At 41.7% G+C, this 17373-nt stretch carries 16 protein-coding genes and 1 tRNA gene; 11 read left to right on the top strand and 6 right to left on the bottom strand.

Translation table 11 applies throughout. From position 1 onward, the window contains the following. Position 1: 1 nt before the first annotated feature. A complete protein-coding gene (locus C9J12_RS23765) occupies positions 2-874 on the bottom strand; it encodes a DMT family transporter (RefSeq protein ID WP_107244967.1) in 873 nt (290 codons plus the stop codon). A 175-nt stretch (positions 875-1049) separates the two neighbouring features. Between C9J12_RS23765 and C9J12_RS23760 the strand changes: the two genes are divergently transcribed. Beyond that, on the top strand, positions 1050-1943 hold the full coding sequence (locus C9J12_RS23760; RefSeq protein WP_107244966.1) for a LysR family transcriptional regulator: 894 nt from the start codon (positions 1050-1052) through the stop codon (positions 1941-1943). A gap of 25 nt (positions 1944-1968) precedes the next feature. Here C9J12_RS23760 and C9J12_RS23755 read toward each other — a convergent pair whose 3' ends face one another. Further along, positions 1969-2379 carry a YgiW/YdeI family stress tolerance OB fold protein gene (locus C9J12_RS23755; protein WP_107244965.1) on the bottom strand — a complete coding sequence of 137 codons (411 nt, stop codon included), beginning with the start codon at positions 2377-2379 and terminating at the stop codon, positions 1969-1971. A 339-nt stretch (positions 2380-2718) separates the two neighbouring features. Here C9J12_RS23755 and C9J12_RS23750 point away from each other — a divergent pair. Next, positions 2719-2809, top strand: a tRNA-Ser gene (locus C9J12_RS23750). A 152-nt stretch (positions 2810-2961) separates the two neighbouring features. Here C9J12_RS23750 and C9J12_RS23745 read toward each other — a convergent pair. Next, positions 2962-4155: a NupC/NupG family nucleoside CNT transporter gene (locus C9J12_RS23745; protein ID WP_107244964.1), complete on the bottom strand. Its 1194-nt coding sequence runs from the start codon at positions 4153-4155 to the stop codon at positions 2962-2964. A 656-nt stretch (positions 4156-4811) separates the two neighbouring features. On the opposite strand from C9J12_RS23745, the gene C9J12_RS23740 reads away from it, so the two are divergent. Genes C9J12_RS23740 through C9J12_RS23715 form a run of 6 tightly spaced genes read left to right on the top strand, consistent with a single transcriptional unit; the run spans position 4812 to position 10227 of the window. Continuing rightward, positions 4812-5921 (top strand): tetratricopeptide repeat protein, encoded by a 1110-nt coding sequence (locus C9J12_RS23740; RefSeq protein WP_170111865.1) that lies wholly within the window; start codon positions 4812-4814, stop codon positions 5919-5921. Between the two features lie 15 nt (positions 5922-5936). Further along, on the top strand, positions 5937-7457 hold the full coding sequence (locus C9J12_RS23735; protein WP_107244962.1) for a 4Fe-4S dicluster domain-containing protein: 1521 nt from the start codon (positions 5937-5939) through the stop codon (positions 7455-7457). Next, positions 7457-7783: a hypothetical protein gene (locus C9J12_RS23730; protein WP_107244961.1), complete on the top strand. Its 327-nt coding sequence runs from the start codon at positions 7457-7459 to the stop codon at positions 7781-7783. Before C9J12_RS23735 ends, C9J12_RS23730 begins: the two co-directional genes overlap by 1 nt. 40 nt (positions 7784-7823) lie before the next feature. Beyond that, positions 7824-9068 carry an FMN-binding protein gene (locus tag C9J12_RS23725; RefSeq protein WP_107244960.1) on the top strand — a complete coding sequence of 415 codons (1245 nt, stop codon included), beginning with the start codon at positions 7824-7826 and terminating at the stop codon, positions 9066-9068. Next, a complete protein-coding gene (locus tag C9J12_RS23720) occupies positions 9068-9277 on the top strand; it encodes a hypothetical protein (protein WP_107244959.1) in 210 nt (69 codons plus the stop codon). Before C9J12_RS23725 ends, C9J12_RS23720 begins: the two co-directional genes overlap by 1 nt. 59 nt (positions 9278-9336) lie before the next feature. Next, positions 9337-10227 carry an AraC family transcriptional regulator gene (locus C9J12_RS23715; protein ID WP_107244986.1) on the top strand — a complete coding sequence of 297 codons (891 nt, stop codon included), beginning with the start codon at positions 9337-9339 and terminating at the stop codon, positions 10225-10227. 161 nt (positions 10228-10388) lie between these two features. Here the strand turns inward: C9J12_RS23715 and C9J12_RS23710 are convergent, their stop codons facing one another. The 3 genes from C9J12_RS23710 to yidA all read right to left on the bottom strand — a co-directional run bounded on the left by C9J12_RS23710 (position 10389) and on the right by yidA (position 13658). Next, on the bottom strand, positions 10389-11456 hold the full coding sequence (locus tag C9J12_RS23710; protein ID WP_107244958.1) for a DUF2955 domain-containing protein: 1068 nt from the start codon (positions 11454-11456) through the stop codon (positions 10389-10391). After that, on the bottom strand, positions 11446-12618 hold the full coding sequence (locus tag C9J12_RS23705) for an HlyD family secretion protein (RefSeq protein WP_107244957.1): 1173 nt from the start codon (positions 12616-12618) through the stop codon (positions 11446-11448). The genes C9J12_RS23710 and C9J12_RS23705 overlap by 11 nt, the downstream gene beginning before the upstream one ends. 230 nt (positions 12619-12848) lie before the next feature. Next, positions 12849-13658 (bottom strand): sugar-phosphatase, encoded by an 810-nt coding sequence (yidA, locus tag C9J12_RS23700; protein WP_107244956.1) that lies wholly within the window; start codon positions 13656-13658, stop codon positions 12849-12851. Positions 13659-14051: 393 nt separating this feature from the next. On the opposite strand from yidA, the gene C9J12_RS23695 reads away from it, so the two are divergent. The 3 genes from C9J12_RS23695 to C9J12_RS23685 are packed head-to-tail and all read left to right on the top strand — an operon-like array spanning position 14052 to position 17284. Beyond that, positions 14052-15050 (top strand): ABC transporter substrate-binding protein, encoded by a 999-nt coding sequence (locus tag C9J12_RS23695; RefSeq protein WP_107244955.1) that lies wholly within the window; start codon positions 14052-14054, stop codon positions 15048-15050. A gap of 58 nt (positions 15051-15108) precedes the next feature. Then, the gene (locus C9J12_RS23690) at positions 15109-15999 is read left to right on the top strand and encodes an ABC transporter permease (protein WP_107244954.1); all 891 of its coding nucleotides are present in this window, start codon (positions 15109-15111) and stop codon (positions 15997-15999) included. Position 16000: 1 nt separating this feature from the next. After that, complete coding sequence (locus C9J12_RS23685; RefSeq protein ID WP_107244953.1) at positions 16001-17284, top strand: quaternary amine ABC transporter ATP-binding protein; 1284 nt, start codon at positions 16001-16003, stop codon at positions 17282-17284. The last annotated feature ends 89 nt before the right edge of the window (positions 17285-17373 follow it).

The following is a 17373-nucleotide window of genomic DNA, read 5'->3' as shown; positions in this document are numbered from 1 at the left end:
TTTATAATTCAGTTTGTAAAAGTTGTTTTTGCTTCTTTTTCTCAATACGGGCAAGCCATACCAGAGGCAATATAATCATTGTTGTTCCAATTAGCATTGCTAAATCAGGTACTTCATCAAACCACAATAAGCCCACACCAACCGCACCTAATAAGCCGCTATATTCCGCACTGGCAATTTTATTGCTCTCTGCTGAGCGGTAGGCGATCACGCAGGTTGCCGCATAAACCAAAATAAATGCACTTGAGCCAGCAGCGGTTAATAACGGTGCCCAATCCCAAGGTTGTCCTTCCCACAAGGCTAAACCCAATGCAGCAGGCATACCCGCAAGGTTTGTTAACAATAATGTTTGAGCAACGGTTTGATGGGTTGGTAGTTTTCGAATTAATAAATTATTCGCAGCTAACGTAACGGCAACAACGAGTGCGGCCATTGCAGCCCAATTAAGTTCAGTTGGCCTTATAACGACTAATACGCCAGCAAAGCCGAGCATACCTGCAGCAACAGAATGTTTAGTGAGCTTTTCACTAAAAAGCATCATCGCCATCGGTAACATGATTAACGGCGCAGCATAGAAAATGGCATTTGCTGTCGCGAGCGGCATTGAATTAATGGCAATCACCATGAAAATAGCACCAAAAAGCCAAATGTGAGCCCGTAATGCGTGCCATTTCAATCCATCAATAAAACTCTTCTTCGATGAAGATAAACAAAATGGAGTAAGAATCAAAACTGCAGTCAGCTGCCTAAAAAAGACAAACTGAAAAATAGCAGTATTGGCATCCAGTGTTTTAATTAATGCGTCAGAAAAAACAGCAACCAAATTCCCCACAATAAGCAGGGTCATGGCAAGACCAACAGATATTTTAGGCATAACACGACTCCTTTTTTTGGGGCATGAGGCATTAATGTAGAAACGGAAATAACGAATAAATTGCTTTGAAATTTACGATTAGCCGATAGATCACAGAAAGTGATTTTTGGAGGATAGAGAATCTTAAGGATGAAGTATAATGATATAAATTAACTTAGTATTAGTTGAGCTAATAATGAAATTACCCCCGTTACGCGCTGTTCAATGCTTTGAGTCTGTTGCGCGTTTTAATAGCTTTTCTAAAGCGGCTGAAGCATTAAATGTTACCCAAAGTGCGGTTAGCCATCAGGTTAAATTACTTGAAGAATACCTAGGTGAAGACCTTTTTATTCGTCAAGGGCGAAGGTTATCGTTAACCGTTATCGGTGAGCGTTATCAAGAGGAAATTAATTCTGCCCTCATCAGTATTTCGCACGCGAGTCAGAAGTTACGGGAAGGTGAGGATGGAAAAGTCCGCTTAGCGATTTATAGTACGTTAGCGGTAAAGTGGCTGGTGCCTCGATTAGATAACTTACGACAGTTACACCCTGAAATTGATCTTACCTTGAATATGGTGGCCGACGAGCCAGAATGTAGTGATCAAGTGGCTGATTGCTTTGTTACTGCTTACCCTCCTTCACGGAACTTTGTTAGTGAGTTTTTATATAAAGAGCAGCTATACCCATTTTGCAGCCCTAAACTGTGGTATGAAATGCAAGGAAAGTCGTTACCAGAAGCATTGTGGGAGCAGCCTTTATTATCAGTACGTTCAATCTTTAAAGATGGCACTGAAAAGAAAGATTGGCGACTATGGTGTGAGCTTGGTGGGTTTGAGTTACCAGACGATGTAAAAGTGATTCATTTTAGTCATATGATTTTGGCTGCTGAAGCGGCGAAGTACCATCAAGGAATCGCCTTTCTTAATGATTACTTTATGACAGACCAAGATCGGCTTCAGGACTTGATTAGAATTCCAATGCATGAACTACCTACCGGCGATAGTTTGTATTTTGTGTATAAAAAATCCCGAGCCAAACAACCAGAAATTAAAATACTAAGCCAGTGGCTTAAACTGCAATGCTATGACTGATTAAGTGGCTGGGGAGCTTGGCGAATTATTGAATGGCTAATTGAATACGTTCAACATCGATTTTTGTGCTGAACCATTCATTAATGTGGGAGTTGAACCACTCTTCATCAATTTCACCTGTAATGGTTACTTTTGTTTCAGGCGTCACTTTAATACCGTGCCACTTGTCGTTATCGATCTCTACCGAGATATTGTCTTGGCCGTCGGAGAATGTATACATTTCGTCACCTAAAGAGGCTGTGATGTAGCCTGTAAGGGTGACTGGTTGGTCATCTTTTCCTTCTTTTGCCGCTTTCACTGAGGTTTCACTCGGGCCAAAGAAACCTTGATCGTTTAAGCCTTGATCGTTGAAACCATGGTTGTTCAAGCTATTGGTGTTGGCGAATGCCATTGGAGAAAGAATAAGAAGGCTAGACAGTAAAAGTATTTTTTTCATTATTATGCTTATTTAATCGAATTAGGTGAGTTGATGATGTGAAGCATAAAGGATCGAAAATGAATAATGGATGAATGAACTATATTGGTCGGAAATAGTGAGACCAAAACATCAATCAAGATGTACAGCCTTAGATACGCTATTCGTAAGAGAGGGTAAAGGGTCAGCATGCGTCTTAATAAATGGTTGTTAAATGTGAAATTTTAACGCTATTAGCTTAAAGAAATCGAGTGCCTTGTTAGAGTAAAGTAAAAGTTCGCTGTGATTGCTGGATTCCTGAACGGTTGATCAGTAATGCTATTTACAGCCTCAGCTCTTATACGTACTATTCACCGCGTTGGAGAGATGGCTGAGTGGTCGAAAGCACCGGTCTTGAAAACCGGCAAGGGTTTATAGCCCTTCTAGGGTTCAAATCCCTATCTCTCCGCCACATTTAGAAAAGGGCGCTGATTTATCAGCGCCCTTTTTGCGTTTAGCGCATGTGGCAAGAGGAATTTGTTCCAAATCAGCTTTATCCAGAACACTCCGCCAGATACAAAAAGGCCAGCAGAAATGCTGGCCTTTTGATTTTTTGCGTGATAATTAAGCCAGCATGATGTTGGCGATCATTGCCGATAGAATGCTGACCAAAGTCGAGCCATACAGTAAGCGTAAGCCGAAGCGGGCAACCATATTACCTTTCTCTTCGTTGACCCCTTTAACAGCACCCGCAATGATACCAATTGAGCTGAAGTTAGCGAAAGACACCAAGAAGATAGAAATTGTACCGACTGTATGTGCAGAAAGGCTGCCCAACTGATCTTGTAATGCCATCATTGCCACAAACTCGTTTGAGACTAATTTAGTCGCCATGATGCTACCGGCTTGCAAGGCTTCGTTGGCAGGAATTCCCATTAGCCATGCAATCGGGTAGAACGCATAACCGATCAGATCTTGGAAGCTAATACCGAAGGCGTAGGTGAAACCTGCGTTGATCATGGCTATGAGTGAGATAAAACCAATCAGCATTGCAGCGACAATTACCGCGACTTTAAATCCCGTAAGAATATATTCGCCGAGCATTTCAAAAAACGTAAGTTTTTCAATTGATTCATCGGCCATCATATCGTCAAAGCTTACTTCTGCCTCATGATCATAAGGGTTAATGATCGACAGAATAATAAAGGTGCTGAACATGTTCAAAAATAATGCGGCCACTACAAATTTAGGAGCGATGAGCTGCATGTATGAACCGACTATCGACATAGATACTGTAGACATAGCTGTGGCTGCTAATGTGTACATACGGCGCTCTGACATACGGCCCAAAATGTCTTTATAAGTGATGAAGTTCTCTGATTGACCAACCATTAATGCGCTGATGGCGTTAAATGACTCAAGTTTACCCATGCCGTTAATTTTAGAGAGTAAGTAGCCAATTGCACTAATTACCACGGGCAGCACTTTAATGTGCTGTAAAATACCAATAAGGGCCGAAATAAAGACAATGGGCATTAATACTTGCAGGAAGAAATCGAAGCCACCTTCATTGACTAATCCGCCAAAGACAAAGTTTGTACCTTCAGCTGCGAATGCCATTAGGCCATTAAAACCGCCTGCAAATTCGGCGATAATCCCTGTTCCAGTTGAAGAATTCAGTAAGAAATAAGCGACACCCATTTCAATCACGAGAAGCTGAATAATATAGCGAAGTTTAATGCTCTTGCGATCTTTGCTGACCAATAAGGCAAGGGCAGCAACGACAGCAAGGCCAAAAATAAAGTGTAAGTAAGGCATAATAGATGTGTACCAATGGTGATTGTTATCAAACTATTTATGTATGCTACATCTGCTGTTGCTTGAATAGAGTGATGTAAATCTCGTTTTTTATTCAATTTGTACTCAGCAAAAGGGCCGATAACCAAATGTGTTGAAAGAAAAGGTATGTTTTTTTAAGTGCTTGGAGGGGTGAAAAGTACAAGTGTTAATTGTGAAATCTAACATTTATAGAACTGTAGCTTTTTGTTGTCGTAGTATGCGTTTAGCGCATGTGGTAAGAGGGATTTGTTCCAAATCCACCTCACCCAGAACACTCCACCATATTTAAAGAAGCCACTACTCTGTTAGCTGCTTTTTTACGTCTAGACTTTACCCAATAATATAGAGATGCAAAATCCTAGATTGGGTTCACCTGAGCGAAGCGAAAGCACATTGCCTGTACTGAAGGTTTGTGCAATGTAGTTATAAACTGATAATTGATCAAATTAATGAGATATAAGAACAAAACAATTAAGCAGATTTATATATTGGTATAAGAGTACTAAATAAAATTTGATCATTATCAATAATTAAAAGAAAGGGAGGTTATCTATCGGTTGAAGGTATTTTTTGACCTTTTAACCACTTTATTTGTACGTACCATAACATTATTCAAAATGATTTGGCGTAACGACATGATGGATACAAAGTGGCTAGAACTCTATCAATACCTTCAGGAAAAAACCGGCGGCTTTTTATATGAGGGTAATATCGAAGATAACCTGAATTATAAATATAACTTTATTAAAAGTCAGTTTAGTACTGTAAATAGCGGTGAGGATGAAAATAAAAATGACTGGTTAGAGCATGAAGCATTCACCGCTTTTTTTAGCGATATCATTCGTCGTGGAAGTTTGTCGCTAAACCAGCTCGATACCGTTTATAACATCTTAATGTCGGCTAAGTTATGTCAGCTTGCGCTGGCGGTTATTAATCATTTTCGAACTCAGTTATCCAATGATGAATTTAGTTTAAAGGCTGGACTTATCTATCAGCAGTTAGGGGATCATGAACATGCCCGAGCAATGTTTGAAGATGGGATAAAGTCTAACCCTAATAATTACATGTGTTTTAACCACCTTGGTTTTAATCACATCTATACCGGTGAAAATGCGGCGGCAATCGAGATGTTTGAACAGGTTATTGCGCTTGCACCTGAATTATCGGGCGGTTATCAAAATTTAGCGGGCTGCTATTACCAAGATAGTGAATTTAAACAAGCGGCTAACTATTGTGAAAAAGTGTTCACCTTGGACAAAACGATTGTAGCGACTTACATCACTGCGATCAGTGCGTATTTAGCACTTAAAAATACAGAACAAGCGGATCGCTGGATCCAATTATCGATTGATAATGAAATCACATCCATGGAGCTGGTTCGATTAAGTGGCATTTTAGCATTTCAATGTCAACGTTATGAAGAAGCCATTGCCGCCTTCAACCATTACCTCAGTAATACCCCTGACTCTTACGATGTGTTGCATTTAAGAATAAAAGCTCAAATTGGCGCTCATCAGTGGAGCGTGTTAGAGCCCGATTTGAAATGCTTATTGGCATTTGACCCACATGACAGCGAGCTGCTTGAACAGCTTTTTCTTACCTATTACCACACCAAGCAGTGGTTAGATGCTGAGTGTGTGATGGCAGAGCTTAACAAACTATCAACGCACTATAGCAGCACTTATCGTAACCAAATTAATGAGATCAGACAGCAAAATAGTATTGCTGTGAGTGTAATTAGCTAGTATTGGGGAGCAACAGTGAAATCTAAAAATAGCACAATAGAAGGTGCAGATAACCCTTCGCGCCGTAATTTTCTAAAGATGGGAGGCGTAGCCGCTGCAGCGGTTACAGTTGGTGCATCGGCAGGGGCTGGTTTTGCTCTTGGCCGCGATCCCGATGCCAATGTGGGGTATGGCCGAACGGAAGCGGGTAAAGATATGTTCTTTAATCGTGAACCTTTCCGAGTTGATAGTGCGCCAACGTTAGAAGTGGCAGGCAAACTGGTACGTCCTGAGTGGAGCGATTTCTTATTTCACCGTACTGGTGTGCTTTCAACATTAATGAAAGATGGCTGGGTACCCACGCCTGATTGGAAAACAATTCCGGATGCACGAATAAGAGAGTATTACTCGCGCTATCCAGAACGTTGGGATGACATGTACCAATCCTTTAGTGAAAAAGTGAAGCATGATCAAAATGTCGAAAAGCACCGTGATCAATTTGCCCTAGGTTGGGCCCATTCGGCTGCCTTTATGCGTGGGCTGTACAGTAATTTCCCACCAAAGCCAAACGGCCATCCAGATGAAGTGGATTTTCAATGGGTAAAAAGGGAACAGCAGGAATTTAAATCGCCCCAACATGCCTCTGATCTGATCAAAAAAATGGCGTTTAAATTTGGTATGAGCATTGTCGGGATCACTAAAATGGATCCCAATTTTGTGTTTAAAAATACCATGCGCGGCATGCCTGAGTGGGATGAATCGATTCCCAAGCACTGGAAAAATGTCATTGTTTTTGGTACGCCGATGAACTGGGATCCAATGTATGCGGCGATTGGCTATTCTACCTCGTATGATGGTTATTTTAGAGCCAAAAATGCAGCTGGTTTGATGGCCGCTTATTTAGGTGAGCTTGGCTATGCTGCGCGACCACAATGGCCCGGTTCTGATTACGAGATCATTGTGCCACCACTTGCTATTCAGGCGGGTATGGGGGAAGCAGCGCGCAATGGTATTTTACTAACGCCAGAGCTGGGGCCAAATATTCGATTAGCGGCGGTGATCACCGATCTTGATCTTGAAGCCGATAAACCTATCAATACTAAAGTTCAGCACTTTTGCGAAGAGTGTAAGATTTGCGCTGATTCGTGCCCAAGTGGATCGATTAGCCATGCCGATAAACCAGATGCAGTGGTTCGTGGTTATCGTAAGTTTGCCTTTAACCAAGATGGCTGTTGGAAGTTATGGCGCCAAGGGCCAACTGAAACGGGGATGGGCTGTCGTGTGTGTATCGCAATTTGTCCTTATACCCGTAAAAACAACTGGATACACGCGTTGGTGAAAGAAGCGGATCCGCGAGACCCTACCGGCGCTACACGTAAAGCGCTGCTAGCGATGCAGCATAACTTCTTTTATTACCCCGATGCAGAAGCGTTTCACGGTGATTGGAATGGCGGGCGATTTGCTGGCTATCACCAGCCACCAGAATGGTTACGTAGTGAAAATTATTTGAAAGTCACCAAAACTTGGGAATATGACGGAAACTGGGAGGGATTTTAATGTTTCCACAATCAACGGTATTAGACCCGCTATTTTGGATGGGATTAGGCGCACTGCAAATATTAGTGTTTGCTGGTGCAAATCAATGGGCTAAAGAATATCAGCTGGGAATGAAGCTGTGGAAATGGTGCTTAGTTGGTGGCTGGTGGTTCTCGATGATGTTGACCATTGCTGGTGCATTTACTTTATTGGGTGAGAATGAAGGTTTAGCTGGCTGGTATTTACTCGGCTTTGCTGGAACGTTGCTAATCATTGTGGGTGCATTGTTATTGCGGCTTTTGATTACAATGAAACCGAAGGATATAAGCATTAACATTAGTGAATAAGGTATATCCCCGTATTGTCATAATACGGGGATAATAAAATATGATGAAAAAAACGTCTTCGAAATCAAAATCAAAAGTATTTGATAAGTTTATTAGTGTACTTTCAATCTTACTGTTTGCTGTCTTTTGGTATTTAGGAGGGGATCGGAGTCAACATAATCAACAGGCTCAATTATCCTATTTAACCCTTCAATCGGAGCAACTTGAACCAGCAGGATCTAATACCTTCCAAGGTGTGGTGCGAAGTGATAATGAAAGTAACGTAGTTGAATGGATAAGTGTAGGAAGCGGTATTGGTTATGGCGGCGAGATGGTCGCTGGCATTAATATTTCACCCACGGGTACATTACAAGCACTTGCAATTATTGATTCAAAAGAGACTTCAACCTATTTAGACAAAGTCATGCAGAGTGGGGTTGTTGACCGTATTTTAGGTCAACATATTGATACCACCATCACGTTTGATAGCATAACGGGCGCGACCCTAACTTCAACGGCCTTAATGGATGCAGTTGAGCATGCTGCAAAGCCTGTTCGTGAGCAAATCTACGGCTATACTTTGTCTGAGTCGAAAAGTGTTTTTTCTTCGCTGCAGTGGTTAGACTTAGCCGCATTCGTCTTTTTTGGTGTCGCGGTGTGGGCGAGCAGAACCCGAAATAAAAAGAAAGTGATGATCAACTGGGTCGTGCTTATTATCTCTATGGGGATATTCGGTTTTTATTCAGCAACGCTGTATACCGCATCCACAATGGGTATGGTGATTTCTGGTGCTTGGCTATATGGTCTCGCGAATTACACGCCTTTAATCTTGATCCTATTAAGCATCGTATACATATTGTATTACAACCGAAATGTCTACTGTCAGAATATCTGTCCTTTCGGTGCGGTGCAGCAATGCCTAGCGAAGGTCGGTAATGCAAAATCCTCCACAATCAAAAACGAATTTCTGTTGTGGTTCCCTCGCGTATTATTATTAACTACATTGTGTCTTGGCGCATATTTTCGTAATCCGGTCGCATTTTCTTACGAACCGTTTGGTATTATGTTTGGCATGATTGGGACGATGTACCTTTTTGTTCTGACAATTGTTATTTTATTAACATCATTGGTGGTTCGTCGGCCGTGGTGTCAGACGTTATGCCCAATTAATGCGATGACTGACTTTTTGACGTTCAATAAATCATGGTTTAAACAGGTACAAAAAAAACGAGCAAAACAACACCGTCAACACCGAAAGCAAACTGAAGATGGTCAATGCCAGAGCAATACTGGAGGACGTGAGTGATGAGAAAAACGCTAGTTTATGTTTTTTACTGCGTTTCAACAGTATTGATTCTTGCCCACTTGTGGGGGAGTGTTGTGACACAACGTACCCTTGCTAAGCAAAATAAGCCGCTGTACATTTTCAGTATTGAGGTGGAAACCGCCATCGAACCTGATATCGAGATTGATTACCAAAAAGTCGCAACAGAGTTATCAGAACTGAACTATTAAGTTATTGATGACATTAGGAAGGATACCTAAGAGGCATGGGTTGCCTCTTTTTTATTAGGATGATCGTGATAAATAAAGATATTCCCGCAGTATTGCTCAACGATGTGAGTGTTAATTTAGAGCTTTCTTTTAACACTATCGCGACGTTCTACCAGCAACGAGATCAGCTCTATATCGGTAAACCACACCGTTTACGGTTTAGCGCCTTGGTTTATATAACTCAGGGGGAGGGCTATCATTTTATTGATTACAAAAGGTATCAATTAAAGCCAGGTACACTGCTCACCTTGGGTAAACATCAAGTCCATCATTTTTCTGAACATTGCAGCGTAGAAGGGTACGTCATTTCTTTTAGTAATGAGTTTTTACACTCGGGGGGCGACGATCCTTACCAAGAAGTAATGGCAACTGCGGTTGAAGAAGTTAATTGTATTACTGAAACAGCAGATAACCTCGGTGGTTTATTTGATCAAATTGACCAAGAGTACCACCGTGAAGGTAGTAGCTATAAAGATGAAATCATTCGGAATTTAATGCGCGCTCTTATGTTGAAAGAAATTGTACCTAACTATCAAGCGTTGTGTAATAACACCAGTTTGTGTCAAAAGAATATTAATTATCACGCATTAAAAAAGCATATCGAAACAGTTTTTAGCCAACGTCCTTCCGTCGGGGATTTGGCAAAAACAATGGGTAAAAGTATCAAACAGCTTGATAAAATTGCGAAAGATTATTCAGGTCGCAGTGTTAAAGAGTTAATTGATGACAGAATTTTGCTTGAGGCAAAACGCTTGTTGGCCTTTAGCCAGTATTCAATACTGGATATCTCGCTGCAGCTCGGGTTTAAAGAGGCAACGAATATGACCAAATTTTTCAGACGCCATACCAGTTTGACGCCGAAAGATTTTAGAGACCTCTGTCGAACCAATGTTGCAAAAAGGGTTGGCTAGCCAGCACGCTGACAGTTATGAACGGTTCAGCATCAACCATAAGCTCAGAGTTTGTCTAGATTAGTATAAGCTTAAAGAGAGACAAAAAAGCGGCTATATTGTGAGAATTTTTTTACGTTTGTAATTTGCCAATAAGGTAGGGGGTTTACTCCAAATCAACTTTACTCAGAGCACTCTTTGACTTCCTGCTTGTACTGCCATTTATCTAAAATAAACGACACCACAATCATATAAATACTTGCCATCATGATCTGTGCAATACGCATATAAAAGTTATCGTCCATCAACTTGCTATCTGAAGCGACAGTGGAACCAAGTAAAACTAGCAATGCCGACATTACGCCAGCCCAAATAGGCGCTTTAGCAGGTTCGCTGAAGATTTTTTTACCTAACACTAAACCAATCAGTGCAATAAGACTGAGCAGGAATAAGAAATGCGGCACCATAACTAATAGCTCGTAATACACAATAGCCACTAAACCACCGATTATATTTGTCAGCAGCAGAAACATACTGACTTTGACACTTTTCTGGCCAGCAGTCTGCAATGATAAAAGGCCAATAAATGCCATGGTGAGTATTGCACCTGTGATTTGGAAATAATAAAAATAAGCAATAATTGGAAAAGAAATGGTTAAGGCTTTTAATGATTCGAATACACGTTGGTCATGTGTTAATGAACTAGCGAGCGGTGCTTGATTGTCGTTAACGGGGGTAAGATCGGGTAATACGAGGTGAAGTAAGCCAAACAACAATACAGCCACCACCCCTGATGTCGTTAACCCTACACCAACGTAAACAGCCAAACCTGGAGATATTGTACCCATGAAAGGTAGGAGCATTACCGCGATCATTAAAATGGTCGCGAAAAAATTCCACTGTGGATCCATAAATAGGTAGTAGGCTATGAACATCAGTAAACTCAGTAGCAATAACAAGGGCAATGGGTAGTGAGTAATGCCTGCACTGACAGATAAGCCAATTAGTATTGTTACCGTCATTGCTAAGAGTAATTGACTGATTGTATGGGAGGTTGGCTTTTGGTGATCTACTAAAAATTTAGCGAGAAAGACAGGCGCAACAAAAGACAGCCCCCACCCAATACCTAATGCTAAAGCACAGGAGACAACAAGCCCTATCACATACCGGAAAATACGACGCTGAATAATGGCCTGCTCAGTAGGTGGTGTATATATGTCTTCGCTTAGCTCATTATTGTTAACGGACATAAGATAACCAGCTCATTATACGAATCCATACTCGACCAAACGTATTCATTATTGAAGATTGCTCGGTATACACGATGATGTCAGCTTGGCCACCTACTCGACGAAAACCTCGGGCGGTATCATCATCAAATCGAATCGTCACCGGAAAACGCTGGGTCTGTCGTAGCCAACCTGTTTGAGAAGTAACGGCTGCTAGTTTACCTGCTTGTTCATTTTCTCCCCAGCTAATGCCCCAATCAATACCTGCTATTTTCCCTGCAAAAACGCGACCAGGAGCATAATCCAAAACGATTTCGACACTATCGCCAACTTTCATGTTGCCAATGCTATTTTCACGAAAATAGGCATCAATCCAAACATCTTCACCAGAAACAAAGGTGAATAATGGTTGACCCGCTTGGGCGTAAAAGCCTTCATCTAAACGGAAGTTTGTTACCCCACCAATCGCTGGTGCCCTGATGACCGTGCGGTCTAAATCAAGCTGTGCCTTTTGTAATTTTAATAAGGCTGATTTTACTTCACTATTTTCATGACCAGTAGAACCTAGTTGTTTCTTTGCTTGTTCTATACCAGCTTGTGCTGCTTCTACTTGTGCTTTCGCACTGGCAAGTGAAGCGCGTGTTTTATCGGCATCAGACTTCGAGACAATGCCTTTTTTTTCCATGGTTAAGATACGTTTGGCTTGTGCACGTAAGTGGGCTTGATTGGCTAATGCGTCGGTTAATTTGGCTTGGGCTGAAGCAATAGACGCCGTTTGCACGCCAACGCTTTTCCCTGCATTAACTAGCCCTTGCTCTGCTTCTTGAATCGCGAGCTCATAATCAGCAGAATCAATTTTCACCAAAATATCGCCAGGGTTAACAATCTCATTGGGCTCTACGGTAACTTCGGCTAACCGTCCAGAGACTAAAGGTGTCATGGGAATAACAAAACCACGAACACGTGCCATATCTGTAGACGGGATAATACGGTCAGCGGCGATATAGAAAACAAATAAACCAAGACATAAAGCAAGTACAAACGTTGTTAAGCGTTTTACTTTATTGGGAGAGGATTTTTCTTTTTTGACACGCACTTTTTTGACACGTTTGGGCTTTCCTGATTTAGATGCGATCCTTTCCCTTGGTTCAACCTGCACCTTAGGCATGTTCTCGTCAGACATTTCCCACTCCATTCCGTTAAGTGTCATCTTATGCTTTAGTAAGCATAGTGGAATAAAATATAAAAATGAATGGTTAATACACTGATTACTGTTAGAAAATACAGCGCCCAGCATGGTTCAAAGAACGTTAGAATGTCATTATTCAACATATTGAAAATAAAGAAAAAGCGAAGGCTGAATACAATGATAAGCATGACCTTCACTTTTCTGGTTGAGTTATAAATTCATAACTAAGCGTTAAGAATAAATTTCTCTATTGCGGTAGCAACACCATCGTCATTGTTACTGTCAGTAATATAATTCGCAATCGCTTTGGTATCGTCGGTTGCGTTACCCATGGCAATACCAAGCCCTGCATATTCCAACATGTGATGGTCATTTCCCGCATCGCCCATGCAAATGACTTCACTAGCATCAATGCCTAGATGCTCTGCTAACGCTTTTACGCCTGCACCTTTATTGCTGTTCTTGTTCATAAACTCCAAGAAAAACGGTGCGCTCTGTACGATGGTGTATTGATCGTATAGTGCTGCAGGTAATTGAGTGATAGCTTTTGATAATAACTCGGGCTCATCAATCATCATTACTTTTAATATTTCTTCGTTGTCATCTAATTCGGCGAAATCCATTTCAGTAATAGCAAGACCGTTGATGGTCGCTTCATGTTGGGTGTAGTGGTTGTTCTCTGGCGTGATTAAACCTTGGCGGCGAGAAAACCCGTGTACGTGAACACCAAAATCATGGCTTAGGCTAGCGATGTTTTTTGCATCACTGCCTAATAATAGCTGGCTGCGAATAACACTTTGGCTTTCAACTCGCTGAACTAATGAACCGTTGTAGCATAAAACGTAATCGTCGTTGCTAGTCATGTTTAATTCATTGAGCGCATCGGTCATTCCTTCAAGTGGACGCCCAGACGCTAATACCACCACAATGCCTTTTTCACGCGCTGCCGCGATGGTTTGTTTCGTTTTTTCAGAAATCTTTCCCTGACTATTAAGCAGGGTGCCATCCATATCTAATGCAACCAGTTTATACATGTTGTTCATCCACAGTAAGAAAATACTAATGCGTCTATTCTAATCAATAAATGTGACAGACTCGACAAAAAATGCGTTTGTTTTTGTAACGATAGAATCGTCATTAACTTTCTTATTGGATACCTGAGAGTGAAAGTGAGTTTGCACACGTTCTTTAGTTGACACGGCTGCTAGGAAGGAGTCCGGTGGATAATTGTTGATAGCTGTAATAATTACAGTACTAAACATTTATTTGTTGGTTTATTGTGAAATAACGCATTAAAGCACTAGATATTTCCTATTTATCGCCAATAATTGATTAGATGACAAAATATGTTTGATGCAATTTGATTGTATTCATGTAAGCTATTGAAAGGTTTGTAAGGAATCAAACCCTTAAATAAGGATATTTATATGCGTAAAATTCTTGCGACATCGCTTGTTTTAGCCTCTGTATCGTTCACCGCTTCCGCTGAAGAGTGTGGCAAAGTGACCATTGCAGACATGAACTGGAATTCAGCAACATTAATTGCCAATATAGACCGCTTTATCTTAGATCACGGTTATGGATGTGATGCTGAATTGGTGCCGGGCGATACGATGCCAACAGGTGCATCGATGATCGAGAAAGGGCAGCCGGATGTTGCACCTGAATTCTGGAGTAACTCGATGAAAGCGGCTCTCGACAAAGGTGTTGATGAAGGTCGTATTCGTTATGCGGGTTCCAGCTTATCAGAAGGTGGTGAAGAAGGTTTTTGGGTGCCGGAATATATGGTGAAAAAAGACCCAACCTTAGCCACTATCGAAGGTGTGAAAGCCAACGCGAAATTATTTGAACACCCAGAAGACCCAGATAAATCTGCTTTCATGGGATGTCCTGCTGGTTGGAATTGTCAGATCTCTGCGGGCAACTTATTCAATGCTTTAGAGTTGGATAAAGCTGGTTTTGATTTGATTGATCCGGGTTCAGGTGCTGGTCTATCGGGTTCGATTGCCAAAGCATATGAACGTGAAGAAGCATGGTTTGGTTATTATTGGGCTCCGACAGCTGTTTTGGGTAAATACAAAATGGTGAAAGTCGATTTCGGTTCTGGTATTGATGAAAAGCAATTCAAAGACTGTACTACCAACGAAGATTGTTTAGATCCCAAAGTGACGATGTACCCACCATCTCCCGTCGATACTGTTGTGACTGAGACCTTTGCGAAGCGTGCTCCAGCAGCGATGGAATACTTATCTACACGTGCCTTTACCAATGCGAAAATGAATGCATTACTAGCGTGGATGGAAGATAACCAAGCTGATGGTGAGCTTGCTGCAGAAGAATTTTTGAATGAAAACTCAGATATTTGGATGAAATGGGTAAGTCCTGAAACAGCGGACAAAGTGAAAAAAGCGTTAGCAGCGCTGTAAACCTTTATAGAGCCCGACAATTGACTGTCGGGCTTTTGCATTTTAGGGAAAAATTGTTATGTCAGATAAATCATGGTTAACGGAAATTCCTCAGCTTGATCGCTATCAACTGCTCGAAATTCGTAAAACTCTCGATGGTGCTTACCGCTCCTTTTCTCGTGAATACGGTGACAATATCGAAGCCTTCTTCGACCCTCTGTTATCGTTCCTTATCTGGTTTGAAAAACTATTATTAGGCACGCCATGGTGGATTGTTATTGGTGTGTTGGCCGGCTTTGCGTTTATGGCGAGCCGTTCTTGGAAATTAACCGTTGGTGTTGTTGTCGCCTTTTCACTCATTGGTGTGTTTGGGATGTGGGATAACACCATGCGTACCATGAGTATTATTTTAGTCTCAACCATGGTCGCCATCGGGGTGGGAATACCTATTGGTATTGCAATGGCGCGATCCAATAGGGTGCAATCAATTGTCACACCAATGCTCGATATTATGCAAACTATGCCCGCATTTGTGTATTTGATTCCGGTCGTTATGTTATTGGGTATTGGTAAAATACCAGGTGTGATTGCCGTGGTGATCTATGCAGTGCCGCCCGTTATTCGTCTGACTAACCTTGGTATTCGTTTAGTAGATGAAGAAGTACTTGAAGCTGCCACAGCTTACGGAGCAAGCCCTATGCAGCGCTTATTTGGCGTGCAGATTCCGTTGGCTATGCCGAATATCATGGCGGGTATCAACCAAACTATCATGATGGCACTCGCCATGGTTGTTATCGCTTCAATGATCGGTGTTAAAGGGTTAGGACAACCTGTACTTAAATCAATTACTAACCAATACTTTACTTTAGGCTTACTTAACGGTTTAGCGATTGTGGCATTAGCCATCATTTTTGATCGTATTTCTCAGAGCTATGCAAAGCGTACCCAACAGCATTTAGGAGGTCGCTAACATGACGGATAAATCACAAATAAAACCACTTATTCGGGTCAAAAATCTGTACAAAGTATTTGGACCCAATGCGAAAGCCGTGCTGAAACAAGTGAAAGCCGGGAAATCGAAAGATGATATTTTGGCTGAAACGGGTCACACCGTTGGGCTTTGTGATATCAATTTGGATATAAACCCAGGTGAGATCTTTGTCGTCATGGGCTTGTCGGGGTCGGGTAAATCGACACTTATTCGTCACTTTAACCGCTTGATTGATCCTACTGAAGGTGTGATTGAAATTGCGGGTACTGATGTGATGAGCCTAAATGAGAAAGGCTTACAAGACTTTCGCCGTAATAAAATGTCGATGGTATTCCAGCGATTTGGATTGATGCCACACCGTACTGTGTTGCAAAACATTGGTTATGGCTTACAAATTCAAGGCTTGAGTAAAAATGATTGGGAAGCTCGCGCCCATGAATGGCTTGAAACCGTCGGCTTGGCTGGATATGCAAATCAGTACCCATCCCAGTTATCCGGTGGGCAGCAACAGCGTGTGGGGTTAGCCCGCGCCTTATGTACTGATGCCGATATTTTGCTAATGGATGAAGCCTTTTCGGCGCTCGACCCATTGATTCGTAGTGAGATGCAAGATCAGCTTATTGAGTTACAAGAAAAGCTGCACAAAACGATCGTATTTATTACTCATGATTTAGATGAAGCATTACGCTTGGGCGATAAAATTGCCATTTTGCGTGATGGTGTGTTGGTTCAACAAGGTGAGCCTGTTGATATCTTATTGAACCCAGCTGATGATTACGTAGAAGCATTTGTTAAAGACGTTAACCGTGCACGTGCCTTGACGGTAGAAACAGTGATGAAACCACAAGTCGTGAGAATTTCGGCTGAAACGATTGGTGAAGCCGTCGCGGAAATGCGTAAAGCTAAAGATGATTACGGTTACTTCATTAACGATGAGGGCTACCAAGGGGTTATCACGCAAGAAACGCTCGAAAATGTTGAGAAAGCGGATTATGGCAATGCGATTGATGAATCTATGTTAGAAGACGTGCCTTCAGTACAAACAGATGCATTGTTGGAAGCGGTGATTCCTGAAACACTAGAGAGCGATCACCCGTTACCAGTATTGAATGCAGAGGGTGAAGTGGAAGGGCGATTGTCGCGTTCAACTTTAGCTGAAGTTCTGAGTGAACAAAGCACAGCATCTGACAAAGAGACTGATAGTGATATAAAAAAGTCCTTTAGTGGTAAAGATGCCACATCGAATAACGACAAAGCAGCATAAATACATCAATTTTTAATGAAGTACACTAAAACGCCTCTGTTGGTTACTCTGACAGAGGCGTTTTTTATTGGCGTTAAACGTATCTATTG

It is taken from the genome of Photobacterium frigidiphilum, from assembly GCF_003025615.1.
Taxonomy (GTDB): domain Bacteria; phylum Pseudomonadota; class Gammaproteobacteria; order Enterobacterales; family Vibrionaceae; genus Photobacterium; species Photobacterium frigidiphilum.
This window is presented reverse-complemented; position numbering and strand designations above follow the sequence as displayed.

Excerpts from the sequence above, each read along its gene's own strand:
- C9J12_RS23760 (WP_107244966.1), top strand. The coding sequence starts at position 1,050 with ATGAAATTACCCCCGTTACGCGCTGTTCAATGCTTTGAGTCTGTTGCG.
- yidA (WP_107244956.1), bottom strand. The coding sequence starts at position 13,658 with ATGTATAAACTGGTTGCATTAGATATGGATGGCACCCTGCTTAATAGT.
- C9J12_RS23690 (WP_107244954.1), top strand. The coding sequence starts at position 15,109 with ATGTCAGATAAATCATGGTTAACGGAAATTCCTCAGCTTGATCGCTAT.
- C9J12_RS23715 (WP_107244986.1), top strand. The coding sequence starts at position 9,337 with ATGATCGTGATAAATAAAGATATTCCCGCAGTATTGCTCAACGATGTG.
- C9J12_RS23720 (WP_107244959.1), top strand. The coding sequence starts at position 9,068 with ATGAGAAAAACGCTAGTTTATGTTTTTTACTGCGTTTCAACAGTATTG.
- C9J12_RS23725 (WP_107244960.1), top strand. The coding sequence starts at position 7,824 with ATGATGAAAAAAACGTCTTCGAAATCAAAATCAAAAGTATTTGATAAG.
- C9J12_RS23730 (WP_107244961.1), top strand. The coding sequence starts at position 7,457 with ATGTTTCCACAATCAACGGTATTAGACCCGCTATTTTGGATGGGATTA.
- C9J12_RS23745 (WP_107244964.1), bottom strand. The coding sequence starts at position 4,155 with ATGCCTTACTTACACTTTATTTTTGGCCTTGCTGTCGTTGCTGCCCTT.
- C9J12_RS23740 (WP_170111865.1), top strand. The coding sequence starts at position 4,812 with ATGATGGATACAAAGTGGCTAGAACTCTATCAATACCTTCAGGAAAAA.
- C9J12_RS23685 (WP_107244953.1), top strand. The coding sequence starts at position 16,001 with ATGACGGATAAATCACAAATAAAACCACTTATTCGGGTCAAAAATCTG.
- C9J12_RS23705 (WP_107244957.1), bottom strand. The coding sequence starts at position 12,618 with ATGTCTGACGAGAACATGCCTAAGGTGCAGGTTGAACCAAGGGAAAGG.
- C9J12_RS23695 (WP_107244955.1), top strand. The coding sequence starts at position 14,052 with ATGCGTAAAATTCTTGCGACATCGCTTGTTTTAGCCTCTGTATCGTTC.
- C9J12_RS23765 (WP_107244967.1), bottom strand. The coding sequence starts at position 874 with ATGCCTAAAATATCTGTTGGTCTTGCCATGACCCTGCTTATTGTGGGG.
- C9J12_RS23755 (WP_107244965.1), bottom strand. The coding sequence starts at position 2,379 with ATGAAAAAAATACTTTTACTGTCTAGCCTTCTTATTCTTTCTCCAATG.
- C9J12_RS23710 (WP_107244958.1), bottom strand. The coding sequence starts at position 11,456 with ATGTCCGTTAACAATAATGAGCTAAGCGAAGACATATATACACCACCT.